Here is a 17,687-nt window from a genome sequence, read left to right as displayed (position 1 = left end):
TACACCTCAAACCTAATATAGTATTACTATATGTAATTTAATTATATTTGTGCTTGCAGCCAAATGGGGAAGCAAATACCTATTTTTCATACTTAATCTGATTGGATACACTTAACACAATTCCCATTTCCGTCAGCAACACAAGAAGTGATGTTCCTCCGTATGATATAAAGGGTAATGGTATTCCGGTAGAAGGAATTGTATTGGTAACTACCGCTATGTTAATGAGGACCTGTGCTGCTATATGTGTTAATACACCGGTGGCTATTAACCCTCCAAAAAGATCCGGTGCATTTACCGCAATAATAAATAGTCTCCAGATAACCAGGACAAAAAGCAGAATTACTGCAATTGCTCCAAAGAGTCCCAGTTCTTCACAAATAACCGCAAATATCATATCGTTATGAGATTCCGGAATAAAACCAAGCTTTTGCATACTCTCTCCCAGGCCTTTACCGAAGATCCGGCCCGAGGCAATGGCATAGAGCCCCTGAAGTATCTGGTACCCTTTCTCGTGAGTCTCAACATTCAACCAGACTGTAATTCTTTCACTTCGATAACTAACAAAAAAGATGAATATGGCACCAATGGCAGCCATTAAACCGCCAGAAACAATAAAGTAAAGTTTCTTCCTGCTGGCAACAAAACATATCGCCACCATAATAAGGCCCATTACAAGAGCAGTACTGAAATTCTGAGACAATACAAGTCCTATGAGAGGCACAACATATGCCGCTATTCGCAAAAAGCCCGTAAACTTATCCAGCCGTTTCGGTGAAAGACAGACAATATAAGCTGTAAACAGGATTATGGCAACTTTGGAAAGCTCAGAAGGCTGAAAGGTTCCAAGGGGCCCTAAGGAAAGCCACCTTTTTGAACCGTTTATCTCTTTGGCAAATAATAAAACACAAATTTGCAGAATGATACATAAAAAGTACAATGCTACAACCGGCCTTAGCTTTATCACCGGAAATTTTATTTTGTATATTCGATAATCAATCTTTGAAACAATCAGCATTACAACGATTCCAAGAATTGCAAAGGCACCTTGTTTTTCCAGATAGTACGCTGGATTTAAATATTTCCTGGCTGCATTATAGGAGCTGGTGCTGTAAACCATAACCAGTCCAAAGCACACCAGAAAAATCGTAAGAAACAACAGATTGTAATCATAGTAGCTATGAAGTTTTCTGGATTTTCCTTTATCTCTTTCTTCCCTTGTCATGCAGACCTCACTTTGATTCTTGTCTTATAAATTTCTTACGTATTCCTTAAAGAGACGGCCTCTTTCTTCATAATTAGGGAACATATCCCAACTTGCGCAGGCAGGAGACAGTAGTACACAATCCCCTTCCTGTGATAATCTGTGACAGATTTCCACTGCTTCCTGTAAACTGTCTGTCATATAGATGTCATGAAAACCATGATTTCTGGCTGTTTCTGCAATTTTATCTTTTGTCTGGCCAATCAGTACCAGCGCTTTTATCTTACCCTTAAAGGCTTCCATCCACTCATCATATTCGGATCCCTTGTCATATCCTCCGGCAATAAGGCAGGTGGGTGCAGGCATAGATTCAATGGCTTTTATGGAAGCATCCGGATTGGTTCCTTTTGAATCGTTGTAATATTTTACACCGTTTTTTGTTGTGACAAATTCAATACGGTGCTCCACAGCAATAAAGTTTCTGACTGCTTTATTGATAGCCTCTACAGGAACTTTCAGAGAAAGTGCGATTCCTATGGCTGCCATAGTATTTTCATAATTATGTCTGCCGAATATATTCATCTGGGTAACATCAACCACAGTCACTCTGTTACTTCCATCACTGTATATTATATTGTCACCCTCCAGATATATTCCCTTCTCTAACTTTCTAAGACTGCTAAAATACAATACGTTTGTCTTGATTCCTTTGCCGGCTTCCCTCAAAACTTCATCTTCATAATTTAGTATGCACACATCATCTGCACCTTGATTTTTCGCGATATTCAACTTTGCAGCAATGTAGTTTTCCATGGTATGATGACGGTTAAGATGATCCGGAGTTATATTAAGGATTGCACTTACCTGTGGTCTGAAATCTACAATCGTCTCCAATTGAAAACTGCTCATTTCAATTACAGTTACAGAAGCCTCAGAAGTCTTACAGGCTATATCTGTATATGGTATGCCGATATTACCGACAACAAATACCTCTTCAAAATACGCTCTCATAATATCACCTACCAAAGAGGTAGTAGTAGTTTTACCATTTGTTCCGGTTATGGCAGCGATTTTACCTCTGGCTTTATAGTAAGCCAGTTCTACTTCGCCCCAAATCGGTATATTTTTCTCCCTGATTCTGTTTACAACGGGCAAATCTGTTGGAACTCCAGGGCTTAAAACAGCTAAATTGACAGTCTCCAGACATTCCTCCTTCAGTTCGCCCAATACTATTTCTCCCGTAAAGGAATCCGTAAGCTTTTCTCTGATTGCCTCTATATCCAGACTGGCATTGGTATCATATACGATTATCTTATCTGTTATATCCTCCAGGAAATGAACGGCTGAAATACCACTTAATCCGGTACCAAATACCAATACAGTTTTATTATCCAGTTTCATCTTGATATAATCCTTCTTTCTTGCTGTAGTAATCCGGTTATCACCTTATTTTTTCTTTGGCTGTATCAGATTCCAAGTAATGCAATAATACAACAAAGGGCAGTTACTATGGAAAATACTGATACTACTTTCATTTCTGACCAACCGCATAATTCAAAATGATGGTGAATAGGGGCCATACGAAATATTCGCTTTCCCCCTGTTATCCTAAAGTATGCTATTTGTAATATTACCGAAATCACCTCAATGAGATATATTAAACCTACAATTATCAGAAATAACGGCATCTTCAGCATAAAAGCTGAAGCAGCTACAAAACCACCTAATGCTAATGAACCGGTATCCCCCATAAATACCCTTGCCGGATATATGTTAAATACCAGGAACCCTAACAGACTGCCTGCTGCTGCATTGGTTATCGGTGATATGCTGCTGCCCACCACAATCGCCGCAACAGAGAAAAAAGTAGTTATCTGCAAAGTAACACTGGCAGCCAGACCATCCAGTCCGTCAGTAAAATTAGCCCCATTAACAGTTCCAAGCATAATAAAGATCATCATTGGAATAAACCATATACCGATTTCAAGATAGTAACCTTCGTCGAATCCTCCTGAAAAGGGCATTAATACAGAAGTTCCCACCTCCGTATGTTTTGTGAAATAAATCACAAAAATTATTGTTACCAGTATCTGTCCTAACAGTTTCTGCCAGACCTTAAGTCCCATTGATCTTTTCATAACAATCTTCAGATAATCATCCAGAAATCCGATTAAGCCAAAGCCCACTGTAGCAAACAGAACCGGTATAATATCTCTATTATCCTTCAGGTATAGGATTGATGTTAAAACAATCCCAAGCAAGATAACAATACCGCCCATTGTGGGTGTACCTGTTTTGCGCAGATGGCTTTTGGGACCGTTGTTTCTAACATATTGCCCCCATTTAAGCCTTTTTAGAAATGGAATAATGATTGGGCATAAAGTTAAGCTAATAACAAAAGCTATTACAACGGGCATTAATTGCCTAGAATCCATTTCTTGTTTCCTCCGTACAATGGCCTATTACTCCTATTCCTATACATAAATTGAATAAAAACTCTTTCGAAGCAGTTTTCATTCAACTTCTGCAATTTTTCCTTTGTACGACCACGGATTATTATAAGCTATTCCATATACAGAATCAAGTTACTGTTGTTATTAATCTCTTCACCTTTTAATGGAAATTGGCTTTTTACCTTTTCGCCCTCACCATCATAATATACTTCCTTAAAAGTATAGTCTTTTAAGAGCTTCTTCACCTCTGCTTTTGATAATCCTGCTAAATCAGGCATTATCATTGTTCCGATATTATTTTCCTTGATTTCCTCCTCAGTGTATACGGGTTCGATACCAAGGTAAGGAAGTGCATTTTCATATACTTCAGCAATAACAGGAGCTGCAATCGTTCCACCGTAATATATGCCTTCCGGTTCATCTATCAAAACAATGCCAATGATCTGCGGATTATCGGCAGGAGCAAAGCCAAGAAATGAGGATATGTATTTGTTGCTGCTTCTTGGTAATTTCTCAGAAGTTGCAGTTTTTCCGCCAATATGATAACCTGCCAGGTAAGCACGGTTTCCAGTACCATCAGATACAACTGTTTCAAGAAGCTGTTTCATTAAATCCGAGGTTTCTTTCGAGACGGCATTTTCCTGCTCCTCATAGTTCAGAGTCTTTACTATGGTACCATCTTTCCCTTTTACTTCAACGCCAAAATGAGGAGTTACGATTTTCCCTCCATTCACGATAGCGCTGGCAGCTACTAATAGCTGCAGGGGAGTTATCTGAAATGACTGTCCAAAGGAAATGGTAGCCAGTTCAACCGCACCTACGTTATCCGGTTTATGCATAATAGACTTAGCTTCACCGGGAAGGTCCACACCTGTTTTACGAAATAGTCCTAATCTGTCAAAGTACTTATACATATTAGTTACTCCCACCCTTGCCCCAATTTCCATAAAGACAGGGTTACAGGAGTTCTTAATACCATCTATAAAATCTTCACTGCCATGTCCGCCGGCCTTGTGGCAGCGGATTCTGCGGTCTTCCACTATTTTAAAACCCGGGCAGTGAAATCTATCTGTAAGTTTTACAACCTTCTCTTCCAAAGCGGCTGTTGCAGTAACAACCTTAAAAGTTGAACCGGGTTCATAGGTGTCACTGATACTTGCATTTCTCCACATGTTATTAAGTAGGTCATTTTTCTGTTTATCTGTTAAAGTTGAAACATCCAGGCCATTTAATGCAGATTCTGTTAAAGTGTACGGATCATTAAGATCAAACTCCGGTACATTAACGCATGCATAGATTTCACCATTTTGCGGATTCATCAGAATCATCTTTACATTGTTTGCATTTTTGGCTTCCAATACTTTCATGGCGGCCTGTTCAGCGTACTTTTGTATATTCACATCAATACTGGTATACAGATCTTTTCCAGCAACAGGTTCAATTCTGTCCTCCGCTGCATTATCAATCTCAACTCCGTATGCTGTAGTAAGAGTTAATATGGTACCATCAATACCTTTCAAATAATCGTCATACTCAACTTCCAGCCCAATAATACCCTGATTATCTCCGCCTGTAAAACCTATTACTTTGGAGGCTAAATCACCATAAGGGTAATATCTTTTGTAATCTTCGTCAACCATAACGCCATCCAAATCAAATTCTCTGATTTTATCGGCTAATGTTTTATCTACATTGGATTTTATTCTTTCAATAGAAGAATTCTTCTCCACTCTCTTACGAACATAAGCTTCGCTAAGGCCTAAGGTTTCAGAGAGGAACTTGATTACCTTTTCAGGTTCTTTAATCTGGCTATGTATTACGGATATGGTACTGACAGGCTTATTATCTGCTAAAATAATTCCGTTCCTGTCATAAATTATTCCTCTTTCTGCTTTGATAGCTCTTTCCCTCTCATGAAGCTTCTGAGCTCTTTCAGCATAATCCGCTGATTTGGCAATCATTAAATATGCCAGCCTGACTGTAAGGAGAGTAGCAGCAATTACAATCACCGCAACTACGATAAAAACATTCCTGCGGTTAAAGGTTTTATTTCTTGCCATAAAGGATGCCCCATTTATCTGATTGTTTCATTTTATGACAAACCTTTATAGGTTATGTATAATAATAGCAATGTGATGAAAGTTGTCTATGTATATAATAATGAAGATATTCTACAGTTCAGTTTATTTCCTTAATCATTGCCTCCAGAAGAATTGTACTCTGAATTATTATCTTGTGATTCCGTATCATCAGCAGTTGCATTATCTCCTGCGTTATCACCTATTGCATCTGGAAGAGGATCGATACTGCCTTCAACAGGAAATCCATCTTCAGTCTGTTGTTCTGTATCCTGGTTACTGCTCTGTGTTTCATTATCCTGAGTATTGGTTGCCTGTCCGTTTTCCTGATTAGAGCTGTTCTCAGAATTTTCGGTATTCCCAGCGTTTTCTTTATTCCCTGTGCTTTCCTTGTTTGCGTTATCAGTACCTTTTCCAGTGTTCGTTACTGCTCCATCACTATCAGCAGCTGGATAAATCTCCAACAAGGGTAGAATCTCTGCCATTATCGCACCGGCTTCTTCTGTTGCCAATGCACTGCTCTGCTTTTTCTTTTCTACTTTTTTAGGATTATGTATGACCACATAAACAACTAACTGTGGGTCCTTTGCAGGAACACTTCCGATAAATGACAAAAGCTTTTCTTCGGCAGCTCTGGGATACGTCTGTGCCGTTCCAGTTTTACCTCCGATTTCATAACCAGTTACCTGCGCTCCATGAGCCGTTCCTTCAGCCACTGTCTTTAATAAGGCTTCTTTTAAGAAGTCAGAGGTAGTACTGGAAACAGATAACTTTACAAGCTTCTTGTCATTGGTGGATACTACACTTCCACCAGAGTTCAATACTTCTTTTACAATATGGGGTTCGTAGTAATATCCGCCATTCACCAAAGAGGAGTAACCTGCTGCCATCTGTATCATAGTTACATTAAAAGTCTGTCCGAAGCTGCTGATTGCAAGGTCTAGCTTGGATAATTTATCGTTTGCAAAAAGAATTCCTGATTCTTCACCCGGAAGATCAATTCCTGTTTTTCCACCAAATCCAAAATATTTCTGATAGCTTGTAAATAATTTTGCGCCTTCTTTTTCTACGATCTGCATTAATGCATCATTACAGGAAACCATCAGTGCCTGTGTTAATGTAATCTCACCATGCCCTGTTCTCTTAGAACACCCAACAGGAGTCCCCAATATAACCTCGCCGCCATCACAATAAAAAGTATCGCTGGGTTTTATCAGATTTTCTTCCAATGCAGCAGCTATAGTAAAAGGTTTAAAAGTTGAACCAGGCTCTATGGAATTACTAATGGTATAATTTCTCCACAGATTATTCAAGAAATTCATTTTTTCTTCTTCTGTCATACCTTTTATTTCATCTTTTGTAAAGAAAGGTGTAAGATCTGTCGGTTTGTTTAAATCATATTCTTGATTAGAAGCCATTGCTAAAATCTCACCATTGTTCGGATTCATAACAATGACACCCATATTATCCGGGTCATACTCTTTTATGTATGCTTTTATATGATCTTGTATAATTCTCTGTACATTTGCATCTATGGTTGATACTACTGTATTTCCGTTAATGGAGGACTTCACATTTTTTTCCAATTTCAATTCTGAATCCATATACCCGAATTCAATACCGTTTGTGCCATTTAAAGTATCATTATAAAATTGCTCAATACCCCAGTTTCCATTATTATCATTTGTCGTGAAGCCCAGGACACTCGATGCTAAAGTTTCATAAGGGTATCTGCGTTTATAATCCTCTTCAAACCATACGCCCTGAATATTTTTATCTGCTTTTGCAAGCTCTTTGAATTTCTCCATATCCTCGTAGGATATGCTCTTTAATATAATGCTGTACCTGCTGGTTTTCTTCTCTTCATAAAGCTTATTGATTTTTTCTTCCGTTACACCTTCAAAAGAATTAATAAGTGCTTTTTTTGTCGGCTCCGCATATTCTTTCTCAGATAAGGCGTAATAAACATCTAAGATAACATTGTATACCTTTTCACTATAAGCTAATACCGTACCATTTCGGTCAAGTATGCTTCCTCTTTGGTAAGGTATCGTAGTACTTGTGTAAGTCTGCTGTGAAAGGACTTTTTTTTCGTACCGAACCCCATCCGTATGATTTAACCACACGATTCGTCCTATAAGTACCGTCATAAATATCAGTATCACAGAAAATACGAAAAGTAATCTGCTGCTCATACGATTTGTAAACTTCTTAATCTTTTTTGTTCTTCTTTGTTTCATTCCTTGATTAGCCATAATCTACTCCTGTTGTACCACGTAAGTATATAATACTTCCGATAAGAAGTGTGAAATATGTATACTGTCACACTGTGTCTCAATTTACTTCTTCAGTTTGCCAAATAAGGAATCGTCTTCTGCCTTCGGTATGTCTTTGTATTGTTTTACATAGTCACTGACATTGCTCTCATACAGTATTACCTGGCTGTCATCGGGATAGACCATCCCCAATTTACCGGTAGCATATTCATATATATACTTCAAATTAATGGAAGTATCGATTTTAGCCAGATTAGCATCGTTATCATTCTTTAATTTCGCCAGATCGCGTTCAAGTAACGCAATTTCATTCTGCTTTTGCGTTATTTGTGTTTGCACATTCAGGTAACCTATACAAGTATAAACTGTTATTCCGATGGCAGCTGTAAGAAAAAATACAGAAAACAAATTCATAACCGGTCTGCCCTTAGCTCTTCTTCTAACAGCCGGCTTTGGCTTTACCTTAGGAACATTTCTTATTTCTTCTCTGTCGTCATCCGGCTCTGTGGCGTATTGCAGTTTTCTGACTGCATTGCCGTCATAGTAACTGTCTTGCCGGGTATACTTACGCTTATTCTCCTCCATTATATTCTCCCCCTTTTATGTCTTTCGCTTCTGTCTTTTATATGTGGCGCTCAAACACTCTGAGTTTAGCGCTTTTTGATCTTTTGTTATTTACTATTTCTTCTTCTGATGGTAATAATGCTTTTCGTGTTATTACCTTTCCAAGGCTTTTATTACCGCATACACATACCGGAAAGCTGGGCGGGCAGGTACATGGGTTTTCTTTGTTCCTAAAAAATGATTTGACGATTCTATCCTCAAGAGAGTGAAAAGTAATGATACAAAGCCTTCCATTATCATTTAGCAGATTTATCATATCCTCAAGAGTACTGCTTAATACTTCCAGCTCTTTATTCAGCTCAATCCTGATTGCCTGAAAGGTCTTTTTGCCGGGATGCCCGTTCATACGGAGTTTGGCAGGAATTGCAGCTTTGATGGCTTCTGTCAGCTGACCAGTTGTTTCAATGGGCTGCTCTTCTCTTATTCGAACAATATGTTTTGCAATATTTTTTGCAAACTTATCCTCACCGTAGTCTCTGATAATACGATATAAATCGAATTCACTGTAGCCGTTAACAATATCTTTTGCTGAGATATCCATTCTGGTATCCATACGCATGTCCAAAGGTGCATCTTCCTTATAGGAGAAACCTCTGGCGGTAGTATCCAGCTGATGCGAGGACACACCTAAATCCAGCATAATTCCGTCTACCTTATGAATCCCCTGTTCCTCCAATACCTTCTTCATGTTGACGTAATTACTTCTTATTATAGTAACCTTGTCTTTAAAATTCTCAAGGCGCAAACTGGCAGCTTGTATCGCAGCTTCATCCTGGTCAATACCAATCAGTCTGCCTCCGCTCTCAAGCCTTTTGCATATTTCATAGGAGTGGCCACCCCCGCCTAAAGTTCCATCTACATATATTCCGTTTCCACGGATATTTAACATGTCAATGGTCTCTTGCAGCAGTACTGATATATGCTTAAATTCAATTTCTTTTTTTTCCATATCCATTTTAAAATCTCCCATATTAAAAACTTAGCCCGAAATCTGCCATATGCTCAGCTACCTGATCCATATTTTCATAATTGTTGTTACTATCCCATCTTTCTTTGGACCAGATTTCAATCTTACTTAGCACACCAACAAATACAATATCTTTTTCAAGAGCCGCTGTTTCTCTTAATTTAGCAGGTATCAAAACTCTTCCCTGCTTGTCCACTTCGCAATCAGCTGCTCCAGCCATAAAATATCGCTGTAATTGTCTGGCATCTTTAGTACCCGGAAGATTCTTCAGCTGGTTGACGAAATTCATCCATTCTTCATTAGGATATACAAAAAGACACCCATCTAATCCCTGGGTAACTACAAAATTATCTCCTAATTCATCTCTGAATTTGGAGGGCATTATAATTCGTCCTTTTGTATCGATCGTATGGTTATACTCTCCCATGAACATGAATCTCACCACCTGTCCACCACTTAGTACCACTTTCCACCACTTTGCACCACTTATAAGGCTATTTTATACCACTTTACTTCATATGGCAAGCATTTCTGAATATTTTTACCTTCCATATTTTACTTTTTTTGGAAAATTTGTGTAATGTTATTTTTCACCTACAATATCTAGTGTAACCAGTATTGCAGGTATCATGATTTGCTCTTAAAAAGGGTAAAAAAAGAGAATAGGAAAATTGTCCTATTCTCTTATATCTCTTCTCAAATCATATTTTGCATTTTTATACAGTTTTCTTTGTTTTTCGACGTCTCATTGCCACAATAACAATTGCAGCAGCTATAACCAGGATTCCGGACAACAACTGCGATACAGCCAGAGGTGTGTTAAAAAGAAATAACTGATCTGTACGATAACCTTCTATCCATAACCGACCCAGTCCGTAGCCAAACAAATAGAGCAGGAATACTTCCCCATCAAACTTCTTATGTTTTGAGTAAAGGATAAGTAATACCAGCAGAATCAAATTCCATACAGATTCGTACAAAAAGGTAGGCTGAACCTGAATGTAAGGAATTCCTTCAATACTAACAGCATTGTTTCTGATTTCCAATATCTTTTGGTACGCCTGTTCCTTACCGGCAAATTTCTGCGCCAGTTGTGCAACAGGCATAGTGTAGTCACTGCTGACATCTTTTATGTTAAGCTGCATAGCAAATAATCCATCCGAATACTCGCCAAAAGCCTCCCTGTTAAAAAAGTTTCCCCATCTGCCTATAATCTGTCCTGCTATAAGTCCCAGAACAGCTGTATCAGCCAGAAGCCCAAAGGATATTTTCTTGATTTTTGTATAGACAAATGCAGTAATAACAGCCGTTATGATACCACCATAGATTGCAAGACCGCCATTTCGTATATTAAATATCTGAAGAGGAGAATCTTTGTACTCATTCCAGTTGAATATTACATAATAGACTCTTGCGCCTATTACAGACAGTATAATTGCATACAAGGCAAAATCCAGATATAAATCTTTATTTTGTCCGGTTCTTTTCGCCTGCCACTCTGCCACAAGATAACCAACCACCATGCCGATGGCGATGGCAATACCGTAATATGCTATGGAAAAGCCAAAAAAATTAATAGAAGAGCCTACATCCTTAAGTTTGATTCCCAGATTCGGAAAATTAATATTCGTACCAGCATTTAATAGCATCATACATCACCGCTTTCTTAAACATTAAACCGGAATAGAACAACATCTCCATCCTGAACTACATATTCTTTACCCTCTGAACGGACCAGACCTTTTTCTTTTGCAAGATTAAAGTTACCGCATTCCGTAAGGTTTGAATAGCTGACGATTTCTGCTCGTATAAAACCTCGTTCAAAATCCGAGTGTATCTTGCCAGCCGCCTGAGGAGCTTTGGTTCCTTTTTGAATCGTCCAGGCTTTGGTTTCCTTCGGTCCTGCCGTCAAATAGCTGATCAGTCCAAGAATGCTATAACTGGCAGCAATCAATTTCTCAAGACCGGATTCTTTCAGTCCCAGATCTTCTAAGAACATTTTCTTTTCTTCCTCATCAAGCTCGGCAATTTCCTGTTCTATCTGCGCACAGATAACAAATACTTCCGAGCCTTCCTTTGCTGCAAATTCTCTGACTTGGGCTACCTGGCTATTCGTCACTCCATCGTCGGAAAGGTCTTCTTCCTTTACATTCGCCGCATAGATTACAGGCTTATAGGTAAGCAGGTTAAATGAGGTTACAAGAACAGCTTCTTCCTCATCTGAAACCTCAAAGCTCTTGGCAAGATTTCCTTCTTCCAGATGACTTTTTAGTCTTTCCAAAAGTTCCAATTCTTTTGCAAGTGTCTTATCATTTTTGGCACCCTTTGAAGTTCTTGCTATTCTTCTTTCAATTATCTCCAAATCAGAGAAAATTAATTCCAGATTAATAGTCTCTATATCTCTTAATGGTTCAACGCTGCCATCAACATGGATAATATTGCTGTCTTCAAAGCAACGTACCACATGGACAATAGCATCTACTTCTCTGATATTAGAGAGAAACTGATTTCCGAGGCCTTCACCTTTAGAGGCTCCCTTGACAAGACCTGCAATATCTACAAATTCAATTGCAGCAGGAACTATTTTTTCAGTATGATAAAGATCACCTAATACTTTCAACCTTTCATCCGGTACTGCAACAATTCCTACGTTAGGATCTATGGTGCAAAAAGGATAATTCGCGGATTCCGCTCCTGCTTTTGTGAGAGAATTAAAAAGTGTGCTTTTACCTACATTGGGTAAACCTACTATACCTAGTTTCATATATTTCTTCCTTTCAGTCTTTTGCTTCAATCACAAGAAGGATGCCTGACCCTAATATGATTTCTGCTCTTTCTTCCGTTACTTCATTACTGATTCCAATACTGCTGCCTAACTTTAAGGTATACTCATCAAGGGGATATTTAAAACCCTTTAGAGTAATCTTATCTACTGTCTCTGTAAAGGGAAGCAAGGATACATTGGGACCATGAAGCTTGTTACGGTATAAAACCGCATCATGATTTATCATATAAATTTTATTATTTTTATCAATCAGAGTTGTTCTAATTTTCTTTGTCAAAGGCATATACAACAGCCCTATGTTAGCAAGCATGTGATCCGCTCTGGTTCCCGTAGCACCAAGGATAAGAATTTGCTCCGGTTCTAAGGATACAGCCAGATCAAGGGCAAGTTCCGTATCAGTAGCATCTTTCATGGGATTGTATTCTACAATCTGAACACCGCTTTTCTGCTTATAATAAGTTATGACTTCCTCCGATACTGAGTCAAAATCTCCTACTGCATAATCCACAGCAAGATTCAGCTGTTTCGCTGCCATAAGTCCTCTATCCACTGCTATCACTTTATCAAAACTTCTTCCGGCAAGATAATCCCTCACAAAGGGGAAGGTTATCTCACCACCGGTGATTATAAGTATTCCATCACTCATCACAATTTCATCCTTACTATTAATTGAACTTCCTTCATCCGTTGTTCATGAAAAACCTGCTTAAACAAAACGGTATAATTATCAACCAACCTCATGCTTACGAAATACTTCCTGAAAAGCCTTTACATTTTCGGTAATATTGCCTCCGAATACCGCAGTTCCAGCAACAATAACATTAGCACCTGCTTTTATAACTTCTTCAACATTGGAGGCACTGATTCCGCCATCAACCTCAATATCCACTTTTAACTGTTTTTCATCAAGGATTTTTTTCAAACTCCTGATTTTGTTCATGGAAAGAGGCAGAAAAGCCTGTCCGCCATACCCCGGATTTACACTCATGATGAGGATCATATCAACTTCATCCAGAATGTAATCAAGGGCAGAGAGAGGTGTTGCCGGATTCAGAGAAACACCAGCCTTCAACCCCAGTTCTTTGATCTTAGAAACTGTTCTGTGAAGATGCTTGCAGGCCTCTGCATGAACAGTTATAATATCAGCACCCGCTTCCTTAAAATCCTCCAGATAACGTATCGGCTCCTCTACCATAAGATGAACATCAAAAACAAGCCTGGATTCCTTTCTTATGGATTTTATGATCGGAGTTCCAAATGATATACTGGGGACAAATTCACCATCCATTACATCAATGTGGAGGTATTCCACTCCGGCCGCTTCCGCTTCTTTAATATATTCACCAAGTCTAAAAAAGTCCGCAGCCAAAATTGAAGGTGCCAATTTATACATAATAACCTCTTTTCTGAATATCCAATACTCCGATTGAATTCCTGTCCTGTCCTTGTATTCCACCACTGTTTAGCGGCATTTAGGGTGCTATCCTGCACCCTAAAATTTCTTTTTTTTGTTATTTAATTCTTCAAACAAATCTTTATAATTTTTATATCGTATTTTACTGATTCTCCCATTCTTTAAGGCTTCTTTTACATTGCAGTCCGGTTCATTCAGATGCATGCAGCCTAAGAATCTGCATTGTGAATCGTATTGCTTAAATTCCGGAAAAAAATCTTTTAACTCATCTTTCTCCAGACCTTCAAGATACAGGGAACTAAATCCCGGTGTATCCATAACAAAAGTCTCATCCCCAACAGCTATAAGTTCTGAGTGTCTCGTTGTATGTTTTCCTCTTTGTATCTTTTCACTGATTTCACCGGTTTTTGTATTAGCTTCCGGAGAGAGCAGATTTATGATGGAAGATTTACCAACGCCAGAAGGCCCTGCAAGCACCGTAGTCCTATGAGCCAGCAGCTCCTTTGCAGAGTTTATCCCCTCCTCTGTAAAGGTACTGGTAAACAATGTCTTATAGCCACAATTACGATAAGTTTCCTCTAACAAAGAAATTTCTTTTTCTGTAACTACGTCCGTTTTGTTAAAGCAAATAATGGTTTCAACCTTCTGCTGCAGCATTAGTATCAAAAAGCGATCCAGCAGATTAAGATTCGGAGCAGGTTTGGCAGCGGCAAAAATAATCATTGCCTGGTCCACATTTGCTACAGCAGGCCGGATAAGTTCATTTGTCCGCTCAAGGATATGAATGATATTACCTTTTTTCATCTCCTCATCCAGAATGTCCATCTCCACGTCATCGCCTACCAGCGGCTTAATATTCTGATTTCGAAAGATCCCTTTTGCCTTGCATTCATAAAGTTGTTCCTTCTCTGTAAATACATAATAAAAGCCGCCAATACCTTTTAATATCTTTCCCTTCATCTTATCGCTCCGCCGTAAATTCTACGTCCCAGGCGGTTCCGTATTCCTCATAAACAACCCATCTTCCGCTTTCTAATACCGCTCCAGAGTCGCCTTCTTCCGCATCTCTGCCTATCATCATAGATACCGTTGCATCAGAACCACTGCTGCTGGTTATAGGCAGCGTAACAGGAAAACTGTCGTAGTTCATTGTTCTCTTCTCCAGATCAGTGCTTTTTCCATTCTGGAACAGCTGGAACAGTACAATGCCGCTGTCTCCCGGGTAGTCAAAAGGATTTTCATCTATGGTTACAGAACCTGTATAGGAGGTCGGTCTTGCATCAGGGCCTAAACTGATTACAAGATCAATGGCTGTACCTCTGGTCACTTCAGAACCACCGCTCTTGCTCTGTCCCATTACCTTTCCTTTCGCATAAGTGTCAGAGTAATCCTCGGTTATACTACCTTCTACCAGGTTATTATCCTTTAACTTGGCAATGGCATCTGCTTTACTTGAATTCAGTACATCAGGAACCAAAACAGTAGTCTTTTCAGGTCCTTTACTCATAATTAATATGATGGTATCTCCCTTTTTAACGGAAGTTCCTTTAATAGGTTCTGTTGAGATAACATTACCCTCAACAATATTATCATCAAAAGCATATTCATGTTTTATTACAAGGCCGCTGTCAGTTAATGTCGTAGAAGCTTGACTATCACCTAGATTATATACATCAGGAAGTGGGAAGGTCTCCGGTCCCAAACTTACAACCAACTTTACTTCACCGTCGCTGTCTATTTCAGCTTCTGAAGCCGGGTACTGTTCAATTACTATCCCCTTCTCATATTTATCAGAGGTCTTTTCTTCTGCCTTAATCCGCAAATCCTCTGACTTTGCTTTCAGTCTCTTTTCAGCATCCTCAAAGGAATAGCCTACAACGGAAGGCATGATAACAGTTGTAGCTGCTTCATCTGTGGGTTCAGCAGAAGGTGTAACAGTAGCTGTTATTTCGTCCGACGGAAGATTGTTGTCTTTATTCCCCGGGAAAAGATGAAATATATTAATGACAAAGAAAATAATCAAAATGACCAGTATTACACCGGCTACAATTGATCCGATAAATATAATCTTCTCCACTCTTGGATCAACCTGATCAATATCCTCCTCGTCGTCCTCCTTGGATTTTAAATTCAAATTAGTCGAAGTATGCTTTAGGTCAGGATTGGTATTGTTCATTTTTCCTTCCAGGTTTCCTGTATTTCTGCCAGGTTGGGTAGACGCCGTTTTGATGTGGCTAACTTCATCCTCTGATATTGTTATCGTGGGAGAATCAGAAACACCTGCTGCTGGAATCACGACAAAATCTCCATTTGGATTCGAAATGGAACGCTTTAAATCCGTTATCAGTTCAGAAGCTGAGAGGTACCTTCTCTCGGGCTTCTTCTGCATACATTTCTGAATTATCTTTTCTATACTTGGTGGTATGGACGGGTCAATTTCCCTTAAGGGAATAGCTTCCCCCTGTATATGCAAAAGAGCTACAGAAACTGTATTGTCTCCCACAAAGGGCACTTCTCCGGACAACATCTCATACATGGTTATACCAAGTGAATAAATATCACTTTTCTCATCACTGTAACCACCTCTTGCCTGCTCCGGTGAAAGATAGTGTACAGACCCCATTGCATTTGAGGTAATCGTATTGGAATTGGTGGCTTTTGCAATACCGAAATCAGTAACCTTAACTTTACCTTCCTTAGAAATAATGATGTTCTGGGGTTTGATATCTCTATGAATAATATGATTTATATGAGCCGCTTCCATACCCATTGCTATCTGTATGGCAATGCCCACAGCTTCTTTCACTTCCAGCTTACCTTTTCTTTCGATAAAGTGCTTTAAAGTGATACCCTCAACCAATTCCATTACAATATAATATAGACCATTATCTTCTCCTACATCATATACGCTTACGATATTTGGGTGTGACAAACCTGCTGCAGATTGAGCTTCTCCTCTGAATTTCTTAACAAAATTCGTGTCATCACTGAATTCCGGCTTAAGAACTTTAATAGCTACATAACGGTTTAACCGATGGCACTTGGCTTTATAAACATCTGCCATACCACCGGAACCTACTTTGTCTATTATTTCGTAGCGGTCGCTGATATACATACCCGGTTTTAACATGTTCTCACCTCTTCTTACAATTTTAGCATAACCACGGAAATATTGTCTTTTCCGCCGTTTTCATTGGCTTTGTTTATAAGTTCCAAACAGGCACTTTTTAAATCCTCATTATAACAATTCACAACTGACAGAATATCCAAATCATCCATCATATTGGAAAGGCCATCAGAGCACATTAGCACCACATCCTCAGGACATAACTCCACTTCGAAGTAATCCGGTATTACCGATTCACCGGCTCCTATTGCCCTTGTGATAATATTCTTATTGGGATGAAAACGCGCCTTATCCCGTTCTATTTCACCGTTTCTTACCATTTCCTCAACGAGGGAATGATCCTCTGTAATCTGCCTTATGTTCTTATTTCTGATTAAATATAAGCGGCTGTCACCAACATTTGCTACATAAAGGTTGTTATTTATAACAGTTGCTACTACAAAGGTAGTTCCCATACCTTGTAATTCTGGTTTCGAATCAGCTTCCTTTAACAGTCTCTCATTTGTTAACAGGATACCCTGGGACATGGCTCCCACCGGTTGACTGACCTCTGTTTTTTCGATGATTTCAATAAAAGTCTCTACACAGAATCTGGAGGCATAATCGCCGGCATTGTGTCCTCCCATGCCATCGGCAACAATAAATAAATTCGGTAGTTCGCCAATTCCATCCTCATTGGCATAAACATAGTCCTGATTGACAAGCCTGGCTATTCCTGTATCTGTTATCGAAAATGATTTCATGTCTGCACCTCCTTAA

15 protein-coding genes are annotated in these 17,687 nt (G+C 39.1%); all 15 read right to left on the bottom strand.

What is annotated here, in order from left to right; genetic code table 11:
- Window positions 1-79: 79 nt before the first annotated feature.
- The 15 genes from R2R35_RS22405 to R2R35_RS22335 all read right to left on the bottom strand — a co-directional run bounded on the left by R2R35_RS22405 (window position 80) and on the right by R2R35_RS22335 (window position 17,671).
- Entirely contained in the window at window positions 80-1,225 is a 1,146-nt protein-coding gene (locus tag R2R35_RS22405) for an FtsW/RodA/SpoVE family cell cycle protein (protein WP_317732079.1), read from the bottom strand.
- Between the two features lie 24 nt (window positions 1,226-1,249).
- Complete coding sequence (gene murD, locus R2R35_RS22400) at window positions 1,250-2,605, bottom strand: UDP-N-acetylmuramoyl-L-alanine--D-glutamate ligase (protein WP_317732078.1); 1,356 nt, start codon at window positions 2,603-2,605, stop codon at window positions 1,250-1,252.
- A gap of 65 nt (window positions 2,606-2,670) precedes the next feature.
- A complete protein-coding gene (mraY, locus tag R2R35_RS22395) occupies window positions 2,671-3,639 on the bottom strand; it encodes a phospho-N-acetylmuramoyl-pentapeptide-transferase (RefSeq protein WP_317732077.1) in 969 nt (322 codons plus the stop codon).
- Window positions 3,640-3,767: 128 nt separating this feature from the next.
- Window positions 3,768-5,717 carry a penicillin-binding transpeptidase domain-containing protein gene (locus R2R35_RS22390; protein ID WP_317732076.1) on the bottom strand — a complete coding sequence of 650 codons (1,950 nt, stop codon included), beginning with the start codon at window positions 5,715-5,717 and terminating at the stop codon, window positions 3,768-3,770.
- A gap of 131 nt (window positions 5,718-5,848) precedes the next feature.
- Window positions 5,849-7,990, bottom strand: a complete 2,142-nt coding sequence (locus R2R35_RS22385) for a peptidoglycan D,D-transpeptidase FtsI family protein (RefSeq protein ID WP_317732075.1) — start codon at window positions 7,988-7,990, stop codon at window positions 5,849-5,851.
- Window positions 7,991-8,074: 84 nt separating this feature from the next.
- Window positions 8,075-8,596, bottom strand: coding sequence for a septum formation initiator family protein (locus R2R35_RS22380; protein WP_317732074.1), 522 nt, complete (start codon window positions 8,594-8,596; stop codon window positions 8,075-8,077).
- Between the two features lie 37 nt (window positions 8,597-8,633).
- Entirely contained in the window at window positions 8,634-9,569 is a 936-nt protein-coding gene (gene rsmH, locus R2R35_RS22375) for a 16S rRNA (cytosine(1402)-N(4))-methyltransferase RsmH (protein WP_317734846.1), read from the bottom strand.
- A 37-nt stretch (window positions 9,570-9,606) separates the two neighbouring features.
- A complete protein-coding gene (gene mraZ / locus R2R35_RS22370; RefSeq protein WP_033166732.1) occupies window positions 9,607-10,035 on the bottom strand; it encodes a division/cell wall cluster transcriptional repressor MraZ in 429 nt (142 codons plus the stop codon).
- Between the two features lie 283 nt (window positions 10,036-10,318).
- Complete coding sequence (lgt, locus tag R2R35_RS22365) at window positions 10,319-11,254, bottom strand: prolipoprotein diacylglyceryl transferase (RefSeq protein ID WP_317732073.1); 936 nt, start codon at window positions 11,252-11,254, stop codon at window positions 10,319-10,321.
- A gap of 14 nt (window positions 11,255-11,268) precedes the next feature.
- Complete coding sequence (gene ychF, locus R2R35_RS22360) at window positions 11,269-12,366, bottom strand: redox-regulated ATPase YchF (protein WP_317732072.1); 1,098 nt, start codon at window positions 12,364-12,366, stop codon at window positions 11,269-11,271.
- A 13-nt stretch (window positions 12,367-12,379) separates the two neighbouring features.
- Window positions 12,380-13,033, bottom strand: coding sequence for a thiamine diphosphokinase (locus R2R35_RS22355; RefSeq protein WP_317732071.1), 654 nt, complete (start codon window positions 13,031-13,033; stop codon window positions 12,380-12,382).
- Window positions 13,034-13,114: 81 nt separating this feature from the next.
- Window positions 13,115-13,783: a ribulose-phosphate 3-epimerase gene (gene rpe / locus R2R35_RS22350; RefSeq protein ID WP_317734844.1), complete on the bottom strand. Its 669-nt coding sequence runs from the start codon at window positions 13,781-13,783 to the stop codon at window positions 13,115-13,117.
- Window positions 13,784-13,879: 96 nt separating this feature from the next.
- On the bottom strand, window positions 13,880-14,761 hold the full coding sequence (gene rsgA / locus R2R35_RS22345) for a ribosome small subunit-dependent GTPase A (protein WP_317732070.1): 882 nt from the start codon (window positions 14,759-14,761) through the stop codon (window positions 13,880-13,882).
- Window position 14,762: 1 nt separating this feature from the next.
- Complete coding sequence (gene pknB, locus R2R35_RS22340) at window positions 14,763-16,931, bottom strand: Stk1 family PASTA domain-containing Ser/Thr kinase (protein ID WP_317732069.1); 2,169 nt, start codon at window positions 16,929-16,931, stop codon at window positions 14,763-14,765.
- Window positions 16,932-16,945: 14 nt separating this feature from the next.
- Complete coding sequence (locus R2R35_RS22335; RefSeq protein WP_317732068.1) at window positions 16,946-17,671, bottom strand: Stp1/IreP family PP2C-type Ser/Thr phosphatase; 726 nt, start codon at window positions 17,669-17,671, stop codon at window positions 16,946-16,948.
- Window positions 17,672-17,687 lie beyond the last annotated feature (16 nt).

Source organism: Anaerocolumna sp. AGMB13020 (assembly GCF_033100115.1).
In the GTDB taxonomy this organism is placed as follows: Bacteria; Bacillota; Clostridia; order Lachnospirales; family Lachnospiraceae; genus Anaerocolumna.
This window is presented reverse-complemented; position numbering and strand designations above follow the sequence as displayed.

Excerpts from the sequence above, each read along its gene's own strand:
- R2R35_RS22405 (WP_317732079.1), bottom strand. The coding sequence starts at position 1,225 with ATGACAAGGGAAGAAAGAGATAAAGGAAAATCCAGAAAACTTCATAGC.
- murD (WP_317732078.1), bottom strand. The coding sequence starts at position 2,605 with ATGAAACTGGATAATAAAACTGTATTGGTATTTGGTACCGGATTAAGT.
- mraY (WP_317732077.1), bottom strand. The coding sequence starts at position 3,639 with ATGGATTCTAGGCAATTAATGCCCGTTGTAATAGCTTTTGTTATTAGC.
- R2R35_RS22390 (WP_317732076.1), bottom strand. The coding sequence starts at position 5,717 with ATGGCAAGAAATAAAACCTTTAACCGCAGGAATGTTTTTATCGTAGTT.
- R2R35_RS22385 (WP_317732075.1), bottom strand. The coding sequence starts at position 7,990 with ATGGCTAATCAAGGAATGAAACAAAGAAGAACAAAAAAGATTAAGAAG.
- R2R35_RS22380 (WP_317732074.1), bottom strand. The coding sequence starts at position 8,596 with ATGGAGGAGAATAAGCGTAAGTATACCCGGCAAGACAGTTACTATGAC.
- mraZ (WP_033166732.1), bottom strand. The coding sequence starts at position 10,035 with ATGTTCATGGGAGAGTATAACCATACGATCGATACAAAAGGACGAATT.
- lgt (WP_317732073.1), bottom strand. The coding sequence starts at position 11,254 with ATGATGCTATTAAATGCTGGTACGAATATTAATTTTCCGAATCTGGGA.
- ychF (WP_317732072.1), bottom strand. The coding sequence starts at position 12,366 with ATGAAACTAGGTATAGTAGGTTTACCCAATGTAGGTAAAAGCACACTT.
- R2R35_RS22355 (WP_317732071.1), bottom strand. The coding sequence starts at position 13,033 with ATGAGTGATGGAATACTTATAATCACCGGTGGTGAGATAACCTTCCCC.
- rsgA (WP_317732070.1), bottom strand. The coding sequence starts at position 14,761 with ATGAAGGGAAAGATATTAAAAGGTATTGGCGGCTTTTATTATGTATTT.
- pknB (WP_317732069.1), bottom strand. The coding sequence starts at position 16,931 with ATGTTAAAACCGGGTATGTATATCAGCGACCGCTACGAAATAATAGAC.
- R2R35_RS22335 (WP_317732068.1), bottom strand. The coding sequence starts at position 17,671 with ATGAAATCATTTTCGATAACAGATACAGGAATAGCCAGGCTTGTCAAT.